This window comes from Candidatus Peregrinibacteria bacterium (assembly GCA_030700255.1).
Classification (GTDB): domain Bacteria; phylum Patescibacteriota; class Gracilibacteria; order UBA1369; family JABINC01; genus JABINC01.
Map to the genome: position 1 here is coordinate 1 of JAUYJN010000028.1, position 14,729 is coordinate 14,729.

The following is a 14,729-nucleotide window of genomic DNA, read 5'->3' on the forward strand; positions in this document are numbered from 1 at the left end:
TTTATATTTAAGGATTATTAGAAGAAAATATTAACAAAAATCCGTCAAAATTGCCAGACAAAAATAGGCAAAAAACATGAGTAATAAGCCAAAAATCACCATTTCGAGTTGCGCGAGAATGGAAATGTTGCGTGGTATACGCGCACTCACCCACGGGGTTTGGAATGGCGGGGGCTGATGGGTCGGAATTTTTGGTGAATTATTATGACACACTCACCGATGCGGTTCGGGGAAGTAGGCGAAGTGGTGGCGAAGTGGAGGTCAAGAGGTGCGAGGGGATAACGGAGGTCGTGGGTGAAAAATGGCGGGGAGCGAAACACCGGCGCAAAAAATGGTGAAGCTCAGATCGAATGTTGGATTTATTTTTGAAATTCTGCTATAATTCTCAGATATATTTGAACAAACATGAAATTTTCAAAAGGATTACATAATAGAGATTTATTTCAAAGCGAGCTTGAGGCAAGGCTTATCGGCTTTGCGGATGGTATTGGTGCGCCGCGCGAGGCGGTGTTAGCACAAGATGGCAAGGAGGCGGTTCCATTTAATTTATCTCCATCTGAAAATGCACGTAAAAAAGGTGCGCAAGCTGCAGCAGTTATCGTGCAGGTAAAAAAAGATGAACATAAATACACAACCGGCGGAGCTATTATTGTGGACTTAAAAGCGCAGCTTCGCGCCCTCGGTTTCGATATCCCGGATGATATGGAATTCCAAAGTATAGATGAGGTTATCGATTATGTTTTGGCACACACAGATTACTCATTTCAACCGCTCACACTTGGAGATGTACATATTGATCAAGATGCAGCGAGAATATTTAAAACCCTTGATGTTGAATTCATTTTTGATGAAGCAAAGCAACGTATTGATTTCAAATTTCCTAAAAAAGTACAATTTTTCGATCTTGATGGAAACAAAGTCAAAATCATGGATGAAACAGACGCCACTCATTTCGTAGATGTTTCGATCTCATACAACGACGAAGAAAACACCTTCCTTATCATAGTTGGAAAAGACGACAATACTCAAATCAAACGAACTCTCAGGCACAAGGTTGTAGGTTAAATTATTTAGTTTATTCCCACTCAATAGTTCCGGGTGGTTTATTTGTTACGTCATAAAACACCGCTGAGATTCCTTCGATTTTCAGGATTTCCCGCGCCAACTCTTGAACTTTTTCCCATGGCAATTCTGTGAAATTTGCAGTCATCGCTTCGGTCGAACTGACCGGTCTTATCACTATAGATTCTTGCCCTTCAGAGTTGACACTTAAAGGCAGTAAAACTGTCGGACATTGCCATACTTTTTTGTCGACATCGACACTGTAGACAAAGTCCATGACAAGCTTGTCAGCCTCTTGAAGCTTGAGGGTGCGCTGTGGCGTTAAGTAGCTTGGGGTAATGGAAAAAGTATCTATAGGCATGTCCATGTCAACACTGACCGCCACCGTTACGAGTACTCTATTTATATCTGAAAAAGCATTAGTTAATTTAGGCGAAACAGAACGAATCATATCCCAACTATGGACATCCGGATTGATCACAACAGGGTGTCTATATGTCCTCTCGTCACCCTGAACACCAACACTTTTTACCGGTAGAATTTTTGGATTTAAACCGGGAAATTCTAGGTCGATTTTATTTTCAAGAGCTTCGGAATTTGGGACTTCATCAGCCTTGTCCAGACACAAACATCTAACGGCAAGTCCGGGGCCCGGGAATGGATGTCGGTCGATCATTTTGTCAGGTAGTCCGAGCTTGCGACCGACCATGCGAACCTCATCTTTGTATAGTTCTTTTATCGGTTCGATGATACGTCCTTGGCGAATCAGTTCTTCGATTTCAGGGACACGATTGTGATGAGTTTTAATTTTATCTGCATTTTTCGTACCTCCACTTTCTATAGTATCCGGATAAATAGTGCCCTGACCAAGCAACCATTCTTCAGGGTTTAGCTCGAGCTTTGATGCAACTTCACGTTGAATTTTCAAGAACATATCTCCTATGATTTTTCGTTTAGCTTCCGGCTCATATACTTCTTTTAAAGCATCAAAATATTTGCCTGCGGCAGAGTAGGTATGAAGTCCTTTTACCCCGGCTTCTCCTAAGAATTTTTGAATCTCTTCTGTTTCATTTTTTCGCATAAATCCTGTATCTACATACATCGCATAGATGCGATCAGCCCCAATGGCTTTGGCGAGTAGGGCGTATGCCACTGAAGAATCCACACCTCCGGAAATCAGTAGAAATACTTTTTTGTCACCCACTTTTTCTGTAATTGCAGCAATTTCCATTTCTATGAATTTCTCGATACTCCATTCTCTTGTTGCCCCTGTGATATCGATAAATGCATCGAGGATCTGCATGCCACACTCGGAGTGGGTAACTTCAGGGTGGAACTGAACAGTATAAATATTTCTTTCAAAATTTGCGGTAGAAGAGAGGGCATCGTCCGGTGTCGAGCCCATAGATTCGAATCCTTCCGGTAATTCCGCCACCGTGTCAAAGTGACTCGCATATACTTGATACGTTTCTCCTTCAGTAAGTTTGTTGAGAACTCCCTCTGCTTTTTTTACTGTAAATTCCGTGAGCCCGTATTCTCCAACCGTACCTTTTTGAACTCTTCCACCGAGTGTACGCATAGTAAGTTGATGCCCATAGCAAACTCCAAGGATAGGTATGCCTAGTTCAAAAATCGCAGGGTCGATTTGTGGCGAGGTAGGATCATTGACTGAGGCGGGTCCTCCTGAAATTATAATTCCTTTGTAATCTTTAAGTTCGCTCGCCGCAGTATCTGCGTCTCGCATCTCAGAATAAACCTTAAGTCTCCTCACACGATTTGTAAGTAAATGTGCAAACTGACTTCCAAAATCTAGAATTGCTATTTTGTCGAGCCCCTCTATTGCCATAAAAAGTAAAAATTACAAAAATCTTTGTTGACGCAAATATGCAGAAATACGGCTTTTATTACAAGGGTAACTTGTTAACTCTATTTTAAATGGTAGAATACGCACTGATGATAAAGCTATTCAAACCAATACAGGGGTTCTCAAAATTATGTATTAAGAATTATAATTCAATATTTTTGTGGACAGTTTTTGTTGTGGTTATTGGGATTCAGTTTTTTCCGCAGGCAAATAAGTTTGATTTGGTGGAGAGGTTTTTGCCGGTTATGGGCGTTATAGCGATTTTGACAATCGGGTGCATCAAGGGTTGGTTTTTTAGTTGGTGGAAGAGGAGGGGTACTGTTGATGCGAAATTCAAGGGGCCTGATTTTTTGTTGAGTGTTTTGCTTTTTGGATTCGTTGCTTTATCGGGTTTGTCTTTTATGTTCGGTGAAGTCAGGGCGTTTGGATTTACTGAAATTTACATGTTGATGATTGGAGCTCTTATGTTTTTATATTTTTCGAGCTGTAATGATGGGCATCAAAGTTTACTAAAAAAACACCTACCACTTGGACTTACGATTTTACTTTTGGTGAATGCGGTTGGTGGGGTTTATGGATATTTGAATACCGATCATATGAGATTTTTTGGACTTTTTTATAACCCTGAAATAAAGGCGGACGCATGGCCAAATGCTTATGCATTGTTCTTTTTGATGACGTTTCCATTTATGCTTTATCAGTTTTTTCATAATAATTTTGAGAAGTATAAGGATGATTTGGAAGGTACTTATATAGGGATGACAATATTGAAATTGCTTGCGACAGGGTTTGTGTATGGGAGTTTTTTGATTGTTTTTTCTAGGGCCGGGTATTTGGCATTTATAGTTGAATTAGCGTTACTAGCTTTGTTTTTTGGGATGAGTGCATGGCCGATTTCAGGTAAAAAAATGCTTCGTACCATAGGTGCGGTCGCTATCATTGTCGCAATTGGTTATGGCGTTGTTTATGGTTTGGATCAGGCGAAGAGGAGATCATGGGAGATGATAGATGTTCGGGAGCGGTTGACTTTTAGCGATGCTCAGGGAGCGGCTTCGTTTACGGAGAGGTTTGAATTTTTCACAGGCTCAGTTGAATTGATAAATGAGCGGCCGATCTTTGGGTTCGGGCCGGCGAGTTTTAAGTCTGTTTACCCACACGTGCAAAAAGGATTTTTGGCTTTGTCAGATCATCCACATAATTTGTTTTTGAAACTCGCGGTTGAGCGGGGGCTGCCTGCGGCAGCCCTCTTCATAGTTTTCTTATTAATTCTTTTTGTTAAAACGAATCCTTTTTCAAAGGATTCATCGTTATTTTGCAAAATTGCTTGGACGGCCGCCTTCGGCGGCCTTACCCATTCCATGGTGGATCACAATCTAAATTTCATCAATAACTACCTGATATTCTGGCTTATCCTAACCGCGCTAGCGGCTGAAATTTCACAAAAAAATAAATCTAAAAAAACTAAATTTACAAAAGGCGATCTGCTGACACTCATATTTGCAATTTTACTCATTATACCACTGATTTGCTCAAGCATTCACATCACAAAGGATAGTTTTGATTACAAAAAACTACTATCGGTAAATGCAAATGATGAAAAGGCTCTAATTGATATTGCTGATTATGAACCGGTTCTCCCACGCTTCACTTATCTTCGACTCGATGATGCATTCGCCCAAATAGGACAAAATGATATACGCAAAATTCTTCTTCAAAAACAATTATCATACAACTCATATGATGCCGAAACATACAGGCGACTTGGAGAAATTTCACTTGCTGAAAACAACCTAAAAACTGCTAAAGAATATTTCAAAAAAGCAACTGAAGTTAACCCAAAAAATACATTCCGATATTATGCCGCCTATACAAAAGTTGCAGCGCAACTAAATGACACTTCGACACTGAATGCGATTCGCGATAATGTTCAGCCACTTATCGAAGAATACATTCCACTCTACAATGCAAACCTCCATTACACACAGCGAGATAACGAGATGGAGTATATTTCAGAGTTAAGGAGGATTTTAAAATAGGCTATATTTACTTGTTTCTATTCCCTCGCAGGCCAAAGGCTTTAAAAGCCTCTGCGAGCTTATCGGTAGAAGGGGGGATCCCTTCATTTGCGCATATAGGCCCGATTTTAGAAGTATTCTCTGCATTTCTTTGTGCTCGTCGCTCAGCAGCAGCTTTCTCCGCTTTTTCTGCGGCAATTCTTGCCGGGTCATTCCATCTAAGTCCGGACTTATGATTTTTTGGTGGCTTATCGGTACCTTTATTATGAAGAGTCGTAGAGATGGCGTCCCTGACATCCGCCTCAGGTCTATGTGTGATTGTAAATAGTGGTTCGATAGATATATCTTCAAACTTAGGTAGTAGTGGTCTCAAGGTTTCAATTGGAATTTGAAATCTATTTATAAAGCCGGGGCATTTTTCTGAAGCGGCGATAATTTTTGTTAAATTATCATTACGAATACCAAGTACATTTCTAAGTAGGAACATTTTTATATCTGATATGCCTCCTCCGGTTTCTGAAAGTCCGTAAGTATAAAATTCACCATCTATTTCAGAAACGAGAATATGCATCTGCTGGTGAAGTTTTGCTCTTGCGTAAAGCCATGTCGGAAGACCGCTCGACGTAAAACGATTCAGTTTAGACACGTCACTTGGAGTAGTTTTAAGCTTAAGACTCATAGTTTTATTCTATTTGATAAGAATAAAGTTTATGCTTTGTAGTGAGTATTTGTCAAGCTCACTCTTTTGGCTTCATAGTTGGGAATAGTACGACATCTCGGAGATTTGGCTGTCCTGTTAGGAGTGCAACCAATCTATCGATCCCGATTCCGGATCCGGTCATCGGTGGAAATCCGGTCTCCATAGCGCGGAGAAACACTTCATCGACCTCCATAGCTTCACTGTCGCCGGCGCCTTTGGCGGCGGCTTGTCGCTCAAGTAATTCTCTTTGAACTAGTGGGTTTATGAGTTCTCCATATGAATTTACGACCTCCCATCCGGCAACCAGTAACTGAAAACAACTAGCAGTCCCGTCTCCATTTGGGCGTGCGAGCGGCTTCAAATCCTCAGGGTAATCAAGCAAGAATGTAGGTTCGATAAGTAGTGGGCGAGCAGTTTTTTTGTAAATATCATCGAGCAAGTTCGCGCGACCGGTGTCTGCAAAGTTATGTATTCCAAGCTCTTTTGCTTTCGCACGTAGATCATCATCACTTATTGTAAACATATCAATTCCAGCGTGCTTTTTGAGTAAATCTGGGAAGCGTGCTACTGCAAATTTTTTATCAAAATCAACGGTCACAGGTTTCTCATCTTTATCCAAAACTTCTATTTTTGTTGTTCCAATTACTTTTTCACAAATTCTTCGGATTAATTCTTCAGTCCATTCCATATTTGTATCAATATCTTTGTATGCGCAGTACCATTCGAGCATCGTAAACTCTTGCAAATGAGAAGGATCCGTACCTTCATTTCTGAAATTTTTTCCGATTTCAAAAATTCGTTCAACTCCGCCACTACAAGCCATTTTTAGATCTAGCTCGATTGCAATTCTAAGTACGAAATCATGATCTAGCGCATTGTGATGAGTTGTGAAAACTTTTGCCATAGCGCCTCCGGCTTGCGGTTGTAGGGTGCGCGTCTCTACTTCCATAAAATCTTTTTCATGGAAAAATTCTCGAATCTCACGAACAGTATTTGATCGAATTTTGAATCTATTAAATGTGTCAGGATTTGTCATCAGGTCGATATTTCTCTCTCTATAACAAGCCTCGCGATCTTGCAGCCCATGCCATTTTTCAGGAAGTGGTCGGAGTGATTTTGCGAGTGGAGTTACCTCGGTCGCAAACAGAGTTGGTTCACCGTGTTTTGTGATAAAAAATTCACCTCGGAATCCGCAAAAATCTCCCATATCGAGAGCTTTTAAAAGCAATTTATATTTATCACCTAGCAAATCTTTTGACATGCAAATTTGGAAATCTCCGCTTACGTCACGGATTTCTCCGAAAGTTAGTTTGCCCATGTCGCGAAGAGACATGAGGCGGCCGCACACGGCCGCCTCACTCTTTGGGCCCTCCAAAACCTCAGCCGCGTTCCGCGGCTCATTTTTTTCAACCGCCTCCTTTGCTTGCATTGCAGTATGCGTCCTATCAAAAGACTTCCCATACGGATCAAATCCAAGCTCTTTCCAAAGCTCAAACTTCGCTTTGCGTTGTTCAAAAATCACATCAGACATATTTTTTAAATTAATCAGTAAAAAACGTTTCAAAATCATGTGGTACTTTATCGAAAAGCCTAAATTATTGCAAATAGTTAACCGCTATTGACTAAATTTCTAATAACATTAGGGATATAGGTAAAAAATAGTTGCTAGAAATTTTCCAAGAAATAATCAATCATTTGCTTTCTTTGTTTTTCTGAAAAGTAGCAACCATTTTGTTCACACCCGCCTAAAAGTACAATCCAACAAGAAAATACTAAAACGGCTTATCCAAGCCCAACTTAACCACTTTTTCCCCGGGGAAAATTTTGAGGCGGAGGCGATCTTTATCATTCCGCTCGTCCTTAAAACCAACCTTCCCCTTCATCCTCTGGGAAGTCTATCTTTTCCTCCTCAACTTTTTTGAAATCAAAATGGCTTCCTTGAGCCATTAAATAAACCTAAAAGTGTTCGTCCGAACACTTTTGAAAGTCAGGAAACCGGTGAAAAAACCGGACTCTTTTGGAGAAAAAGCAAATAGGTGGAAGAACTGAACATTTTTACAGAAAAACACACCTGCCAATTCCACTCAAAAGTGCGAATGAACGACGCTATGAAAGACTCGCACTGCGAAATCCTCAGACCATATGGACAAGAAAGTACGATGAATGCGTGCCTGACCGTCCTGAAAAAGTATATTGCGAGAAGTGCTACCTGGAAGCGGTATATTGAGTTTCTTAGGATTTGTACACATCCTTTCGATGATGCACATGGTAAAGGTAAATTTGTTTCGTGCCGTCGTATATATCAAAACGAATACGGTAATCTCCAACTCTTTTTCTGAATGCACAGTTTTCCATATCTTTTAATTTTTTTATATTTTCATACGGATTAGTCTGAAGACGTTCCAATGCAATCAAAATTCTCGACTGAACGATAGAGTCAAGCTTGCTAAAATCTTTTGTAAACCGCTTTGAATAAATTAGCTTGTAAATCATTTACTTCGCATGTGAATTTTTAGCCTCTTTCCGGATTGTCTTTTTGTGAATGTCATAAAGGTCATCCATTGTGTAGTATTCGCCCCTTTCAATTTCTCGTTTTGACCTCCCAATACTCTTTTGAAACTCTTTGTCATTCAATTCCAAGTAATCCTCATAGTCATCGATCGAAATACACACAATAGCCGGCTCATCGTTTTTCTCGACAATAATAGGTGTGCCACTCTGAACAGTGAGGATCATCGCGCCAAATTTCAGCTTCGCCTGACTCGCAGACATTGTAATAGCATTCATATGCAGGTAAGTTATTTTGATTGATTAAAATTCATTTCAATCGATTAAAGTATATCATGAACGATATTAGCAATCAATCCTTATTTGCAGGACAAAACCAGCTAGGTATAGACTGGTCGTTCCCACCGAAGGCGAGCGAACGGCTTCAGCTAAATTCAGTTGCACTAACATTGTTAGTACGCTATAATAATCATGAGTTTTAATCGATAAAAAATATGTCAACTTTAACTATTCGCATTCAGGATGATATCAAAAGAAAAGCCACCGAGCAGGCGGCGAAGCTTGGGGTGCCACTAACTTTTATTATCAAAACAGCTTTAATCAATTTCATCGAATCCCCCAAAATTATTATTGGGGAGCCTCAAGATGTAATTGTAACATCGGATATTCAGGCGAAAATGGATAAAATCGAAGAGCTTATATGAAACTTATCGTTACAGCTTTAATAGGAAAAATGGAATTGGAACCCATTCGAGATATTTTTAATCTCGATATTCTTAAAATAGCCGCCAAAAAATCATTGCAAGGGTTGGGGAAAAACATAAAAAGTACAGTGGAAATCTCGGGGACCATTCTTAGCAAAGTTTATTTAACGAGTTCTGATGGCGCCGGCAGAGTGGTCTTTTTATTAAAAGTTAAAGATGAGAAATCAGTCCTTATTATGATTAGGCACAAGAATGATAAACGGATTGGGGCCAATATGACGGTGCAGAATACCAAATTCAGAAAAGTGCTTGAAAAAAATCTTGACTTGATTCTAAGTGATCTCAAAAAAGGTGATTACGAAGAAATAGAGCTTTAAAAATCGAAACGTCAAGTAATCGCAAGGGGGCGTGTCATCGGCATGGTGCGATTGTCCGGCGATTGGTATGGACATAGTGTCCAGTTAATTTGAATATATCATGTCAATATTGCCATTTATCAACATTTGATGTAGTTTGAGGATGAATTTAATTAAGTATATGGTTAAAACTCCGAAAATATCCGCTGCACTACAGCAAAAACACACGGGTAAGGTTGTGATTTCTCTGGATGGAAAAGTTGTTGCGCTCGGTAAGACAACGACGAGTGCATACAGCAACGCTAAAAAAAAGATGCCGAATATAGATGACAAGGAGTTCTTAGTATCTCGTATCCACCACAAATATCTCGCGGCATAAATTTCAATATAGAAACGACAGACCTACGATAACTGCCAGGCTATGGCTTAAGGGAACAAAGCCGAGGTACTTTGAGTTCTTGGTAGATAGTGGTGCTGATTTTACTCTTATATCCAGATCGGATGGTATGTTTCTTGGACTTGATTATAGTAAAATCAAAGGCGAAGAGGTGAAGATAGAGGTTGCAAATATGGCCATATTACATACGAAAAAAGTAAAAATGATGCTTGAATTTTGCGATAATACTTTTGAAATTCCCGTACTCATAGCAAAAGAAGAAGTGGAAAGGCTACTTGGAAGAAACGGTGTTTTTGACAGGTTTGATGTGACATTTAAAGAAAAGGATCAGGAGGTTGTATTTGAGGAACGGTAGTTTGCCATTCTTTGGAGTGTGGGAATTTGCATTTCGCTCACTCGCGGTATCGGAAGATGGCGCATCATACGTTGTAGGAAGGGTTTGGGCTGATTACGAAGAAATAGAGCTTTAAAAATCGAAACATCAAGTAATCGCAAGGGGGCGTGTCATCGGCATGGTGTGATTGTACAGTTCGAATTCCGGCGATTTCGACCATTCTTCGAGTGTAATGCCAGATTTGTCTTTTGCGGACAATTGCACATCTGAGAGTGGCCATTTTATGCCGATTTCAGGGTCGTTGTATATGATACTGATTTCGCATGAAGGATTATAAAGTCCGGTGCATTTGTATTCCACGATGGCATTTTCGGAAGTTACGACAAATCCATGCGCAAATCCGGCCGGAAGCCAAAGCGCTTTATGATTTTTGTCACTCAGTTCAATGCCGAACCACTCCCCGAAGGTCGGAGAACCCCTCTTAACATCTACAATCACATCATATATCGCACCTTTTACGGCTCTCACCAATTTACCCTGATGTGGATTCCACTGCGCATGAAGTCCCCTCAAAATCCCCTTCTCGGAGTAAGAAAGGTTGTCCTGTACGAACTGCGCATCTAGCCCGATTTCAGCGAATTTTTCTTTATGAAACACTTCATGAAAATATCCGCGCTCGTCTCCGAAAACTTGTGGAGTCAAAACATAGGCGTTTTGCAGTGATGTGGCTTCGACTTTTATATTTGTCATGATTTGGATTGTAATGTCCGGCTAATCCAAAGTCAAAGTTTGGATTAGCCGGGCACGGTGTAAATGGTAATATGTCATATTTTAGCTTCCAATGGCAAATATTATCTGTTAAATTTTCGTGGGCAATTCGCCGGCTTTATATTTTAATACTACAGTGTGGCAAAAAAAGCGTTCATAACAGGCATTACTGGGCAAGATGGCCCATTTCTCGCGAAGTTATTATTGGAAAAGGGGTATGAAGTATATGGAGGCGTTAGAAGGGCAAGCACTCCCAATATGCGCAATTTGGAATTCCTTGGGATTGATAAAGATGTTAAGCTCATTGAAATCGATCTGATCGAATACAGCAATTTATACAAAATTATAACAACTATAAAGCCCGATGAGTTCTATAATCTTGCTGCACAAAGTTTCGTTGGATCAAGTTTTGAATTACCAATATTGACCACAAATATAAACAGCCTTGGAGTCGCCTATATTCTCGATATTATTAAAACATTTTCACCACAAACTAAATTCTACCAAGCATCCACTTCTGAAATGTTTGGTAAGATCAAAGAGCCGATGCAGAATGAAGAAACTCCATTCTATCCTCGAAGCCCATACGGTGTATCAAAAGTATATGCTCATTGGTTAACTGTAAATTATCGTGAGAGTTACGGGCTATTCGCCACCTCCGGCATACTTTTCAATCATGAAAGTGAATTGCGCGGCCCTCAATTTGTCACAAGAAAAATCACACGTCACGTCGCGAACGTATCAAACGGTAGCACTGAAATATTGGAACTCGGTAATTTGAACGCATCCAGAGATTGGGGGTATGCCAAAGAATATGTAGAAGGCATGTATCTCATGCTACAAGCGGATAAGCCCGATACTTTCGTACTTGCAACCGGCAAAACCACTTCCGTGAGAGACTTTGTTGAAAGCGCATATAAAGTTATTGGCATTGATATCCGATGGGATGGCGCGGCTCTAAAGGAGAAAGGCTACGATAAAAAAAGCGATAAATTGCTCATACAAGTGAACCCTGAGTTTTATCGTCCGGCTGAAGTTGATGTGCTACTCGGGAATGCCTCAAAAGCAAAAAACATACTTGGATGGGAGCCAAAAATTGGAGTCATAGAACTTGCTGACATCATGGTAAAAAATGATATAAACTTACTCAATCGATAAGTGTAGCATGTATTCATGCGTATACGTTCCAAGTATAAAAGCTATTTTCATAGGGAATAATTATCAACTCTCCGATCTAAAAAGTATCTCCTTAACATGCTGTCGAGAGTATATATCAATTTAGGCTTGCTGATAAGATAATCATTGAAAGAAAGAGCATCTCCGGATTTTATCGCTTCAACTTTGTAATCAAAGTAAAGGTTATTCCCTTCCATGGAAATGGTGTAAAAATTATTATCCAACAATACTTTGTTCTGTTTCATTTTGATATTATTGATGTATTCATCTTTACCAATAAGCAAAACGGATAAATCCGTATGGTGCTGAAAAGCTAATTCAAAAACGTGATTTACACTGCTTATGGAAGGATCTCCGAACACTAAGTATATTGATTTATCTTCAACGAATGCCTTATTGACTTTTGCCCACTCAATTGAAGATTGCAGTTCTTTGGACCATAACGGATCTATGCTGATACTATATTCGATTCGAGTGCCAAGTATAAATATAAAAAGCACAAAAACACACACATGCCGGATTTGCGATGGCCATCGTATCATCCACACATAAATAAGGTATGTAATTGGCGGTATGGCAAATATCTCAAATAAATAAAGGCTACGCTCGCTCCAAAACGGATTACCACCAAAGTAAACATTGACCGCGAGCAAATTGCCGGCAAAAAGCGAAAAAACAACAATTGTATTAAATTTACCCTCGGGAGACTTTTTCACTGCATTTTGAAAACAATAAAGACACGTTCCCAAAAAAGCCAATAATAATGTCGCCAGCCCCATACTGTTATGAATCATGGATAATACATCCCAAAGTATGTAAGATGACTCCTTTCCGTTATGTATTTTCAGTACCTCCTGCGAACCGGTGTATAATTTACCCAGAAACGGAAGTAAGATAAGAATAGCCAAACCAAGGATTTTCGCATAAGCTATGGTAACGTACTTTACTTTTCCGAATACAAGAAAGTAAAAAATTGTAATAAAAAGGTATATATAAAAAAAAGGATATAAAAAAACCTGATGATTGTAGACCGCCCCCGCCAAAAAAAGTCCACCCAGAACGGTTAAAAATCCAACATGTTCGTTTTTTTCGATAATGCGCCGTTTCAAGATCATCAGAATGACTAAAAAAAATGTTAAAAAGAAAAAAACGGAAGCCCCGTTCGGAATAAATTCGCCATATAATAAATGATTATATGGTAGAATAAGCCATAACAGTAAAGAGATATTCACCGCCTTTGAATATGGCAAAAGCAATTTAGCAATAAAATAAAGTGGGAAAACCGATAAACTGAGAAGGTACGCTGAGCCAATTTGGAACACCTCAGGATAAGGGAAATGCAAAAGATTTAAGATCGATAAAAAAGCGTGTACGTTAATTGCAGGATAGAAAATATCTCCGCTTTTTATAATGTATTCACGGATCACTTCAAGATGGTTAACCCAATCAACTCCATAACCGAAATACCAAGGATAGTGAATTGCCGGAATCACCATGAGAACGATTACGCCTATCCACGCTAACAATAATAAGCGATAATCGATGATTTTTTCTTTTAAAATAGGTGAATTGATTTTTAAAAGCTCGACATGACGTACCGTATACACAAGGCTTATGATAAAACCCAATACGAGAAAAGCCAATGAAAGAGGATAATAGTTAAAAATAAATTTAGGTAAAATCAAAAGTAAAAAAATCGTCGTAAGACTCAAAGCGAAAGCAAAAAATAAAATAAGATCCCTCTCTAAATTCGGCATTCTTTTATTTAAAAAAATCCAATATCCGGATGTAAGTAAATTCGGCTTAAGGGAAAATTTTGCGGGCTAAAATATTGAGTTTTATGCTAGAGTAAGCTCTTAACCCTTAATATTTTTTGTTATGCAAAAAAAAATGCCCAAAATGCCTCAGTTTTAATACTAAAAAGAACGGTAAAAGAAACCGTAAGCAGTGCTATAAATGCATTGATTGTGGCAGGTGGTGGGGTGGTACAAAAACAAAGAACAAAAAATGGGTGAATTCCGCTTATCGTAAATATGCGTCAGGTCGTCAAACGCTTTACGAATTAGGAAAAGAATTACAAGTTTGCCCGAAAACATTGAGAAAGCACTTTGATAGGCATTATCCAATTACAGGTGAAATTAAGGTCTCTGAAAGACCAGTAAATTTGGTTATGGATGCCACTTTTTTTAAAAGAGGTGACGGAGTAATGGTCTTGCGAGCAAACGGAAAAAACCTGCTATGGAGAGAAGTTGAAACGGAAAAGGCGGATGATTACGAAGAGCTGATTTCAGGTCTACAGTTTGCAGGTACAGTCTTTTCTTCTTTCACCATAGACGGGAAAAGAGGCGTTTTACATATGCTTTTGAGAAAATTCCCCGGTGTCCCCGTTCAGTATTGTCAGTTTCATCAGATGCAGACAATTACTATTTACCTCTCAAAGAAGCCTAAACTAGAAGCAGGGAAGGAATTAAGAAGACTGGCATTAACACTTCCTGAAACCGATCGTAAAACCTTTACGGACGACCTAAACAAGTGGCATGAAAAATGGGAATCTTTCCTTGGTGAAAAAAGCGTTGATCCCCTTACCAGAAGATGGCATTTTACCCATAGGAGACTAAAAAGCGCTTACAGGTCGCTTAAAACCAATTTGCCTTATCTTTTTACATATCTGGATTTCCACGAGCTAAAAATCCCCAATACAACAAACAGCTGTGATGGTTCCTTTGCACACTGGAAAGGCAAGCTGGGGGTTCACAGAGGATTGGCGAAAAAAAGGAAGCAAAAGATGATGCATTATTTACTCGAAAATTCATAACATCAGCCCGCAAAAAATTCCCTTATCCCG

Annotated in this window: 15 protein-coding genes; 8 read left to right on the top strand and 7 right to left on the bottom strand. The window is 39.5% G+C overall.

The window, feature by feature from the left end:
• Positions 1-405: 405 nt before the first annotated feature.
• Positions 406-1,065: a hypothetical protein gene (locus Q8P68_03375; GenBank protein ID MDP4008206.1), complete on the top strand. Its 660-nt coding sequence runs from the start codon at positions 406-408 to the stop codon at positions 1,063-1,065.
• Between the two features lie 10 nt (positions 1,066-1,075).
• Here the strand turns inward: Q8P68_03375 and guaA are convergent, their stop codons facing one another.
• Positions 1,076-2,908, bottom strand: a complete 1,833-nt coding sequence (gene guaA / locus Q8P68_03380) for a glutamine-hydrolyzing GMP synthase (GenBank protein MDP4008207.1) — start codon at positions 2,906-2,908, stop codon at positions 1,076-1,078.
• Positions 2,909-2,997: 89 nt separating this feature from the next.
• On the opposite strand from guaA, the gene Q8P68_03385 reads away from it, so the two are divergent.
• Positions 2,998-4,962, top strand: coding sequence for an O-antigen ligase family protein (locus tag Q8P68_03385; GenBank protein MDP4008208.1), 1,965 nt, complete (start codon positions 2,998-3,000; stop codon positions 4,960-4,962).
• Between the two features lie 7 nt (positions 4,963-4,969).
• Here the strand turns inward: Q8P68_03385 and Q8P68_03390 are convergent, their stop codons facing one another.
• From Q8P68_03390 to Q8P68_03405, 4 genes are all read right to left on the bottom strand, one after another.
• Complete coding sequence (locus Q8P68_03390) at positions 4,970-5,620, bottom strand: hypothetical protein (protein ID MDP4008209.1); 651 nt, start codon at positions 5,618-5,620, stop codon at positions 4,970-4,972.
• A 58-nt stretch (positions 5,621-5,678) separates the two neighbouring features.
• Entirely contained in the window at positions 5,679-7,172 is a 1,494-nt protein-coding gene (lysS, locus tag Q8P68_03395; GenBank protein MDP4008210.1) for a lysine--tRNA ligase, read from the bottom strand.
• Positions 7,173-7,873: 701 nt separating this feature from the next.
• Positions 7,874-8,134, bottom strand: a complete 261-nt coding sequence (locus Q8P68_03400) for a type II toxin-antitoxin system RelE/ParE family toxin (GenBank protein ID MDP4008211.1) — start codon at positions 8,132-8,134, stop codon at positions 7,874-7,876.
• A complete protein-coding gene (locus tag Q8P68_03405) occupies positions 8,135-8,428 on the bottom strand; it encodes a type II toxin-antitoxin system prevent-host-death family antitoxin (GenBank protein ID MDP4008212.1) in 294 nt (97 codons plus the stop codon).
• Positions 8,429-8,643: 215 nt separating this feature from the next.
• Here Q8P68_03405 and Q8P68_03410 point away from each other — a divergent pair, with 215 nt between their 5' ends.
• The 4 genes from Q8P68_03410 (at position 8,644) to Q8P68_03425 (ending at position 9,961) form a co-directional block, all read left to right on the top strand.
• Entirely contained in the window at positions 8,644-8,853 is a 210-nt protein-coding gene (locus Q8P68_03410; GenBank protein MDP4008213.1) for a hypothetical protein, read from the top strand.
• Positions 8,850-9,230 carry a hypothetical protein gene (locus Q8P68_03415; GenBank protein MDP4008214.1) on the top strand — a complete coding sequence of 127 codons (381 nt, stop codon included), beginning with the start codon at positions 8,850-8,852 and terminating at the stop codon, positions 9,228-9,230. Before Q8P68_03410 ends, Q8P68_03415 begins: the two co-directional genes overlap by 4 nt.
• Before the next feature lie 160 nt (positions 9,231-9,390).
• Complete coding sequence (locus Q8P68_03420; GenBank protein ID MDP4008215.1) at positions 9,391-9,588, top strand: DUF5678 domain-containing protein; 198 nt, start codon at positions 9,391-9,393, stop codon at positions 9,586-9,588.
• On the top strand, positions 9,575-9,961 hold the full coding sequence (locus tag Q8P68_03425) for a hypothetical protein (protein MDP4008216.1): 387 nt from the start codon (positions 9,575-9,577) through the stop codon (positions 9,959-9,961). Before Q8P68_03420 ends, Q8P68_03425 begins: the two co-directional genes overlap by 14 nt.
• A 126-nt stretch (positions 9,962-10,087) precedes the next feature.
• On the opposite strand, the gene rfbC is transcribed toward Q8P68_03425, so the two are convergent.
• On the bottom strand, positions 10,088-10,690 hold the full coding sequence (rfbC, locus tag Q8P68_03430) for a dTDP-4-dehydrorhamnose 3,5-epimerase (GenBank protein ID MDP4008217.1): 603 nt from the start codon (positions 10,688-10,690) through the stop codon (positions 10,088-10,090).
• Between the two features lie 156 nt (positions 10,691-10,846).
• Here rfbC and gmd point away from each other — a divergent pair, with 156 nt between their 5' ends.
• A complete protein-coding gene (gene gmd, locus Q8P68_03435) occupies positions 10,847-11,866 on the top strand; it encodes a GDP-mannose 4,6-dehydratase (protein ID MDP4008218.1) in 1,020 nt (339 codons plus the stop codon).
• Positions 11,867-11,913: 47 nt separating this feature from the next.
• On the opposite strand, the gene Q8P68_03440 is transcribed toward gmd, so the two are convergent.
• A complete protein-coding gene (locus tag Q8P68_03440) occupies positions 11,914-13,641 on the bottom strand; it encodes a hypothetical protein (protein ID MDP4008219.1) in 1,728 nt (575 codons plus the stop codon).
• A gap of 254 nt (positions 13,642-13,895) precedes the next feature.
• Between Q8P68_03440 and Q8P68_03445 the strand changes: the two genes are divergently transcribed.
• Positions 13,896-14,699: a hypothetical protein gene (locus Q8P68_03445; protein ID MDP4008220.1), complete on the top strand. Its 804-nt coding sequence runs from the start codon at positions 13,896-13,898 to the stop codon at positions 14,697-14,699.
• The last annotated feature ends 30 nt before the right edge of the window (positions 14,700-14,729 follow it).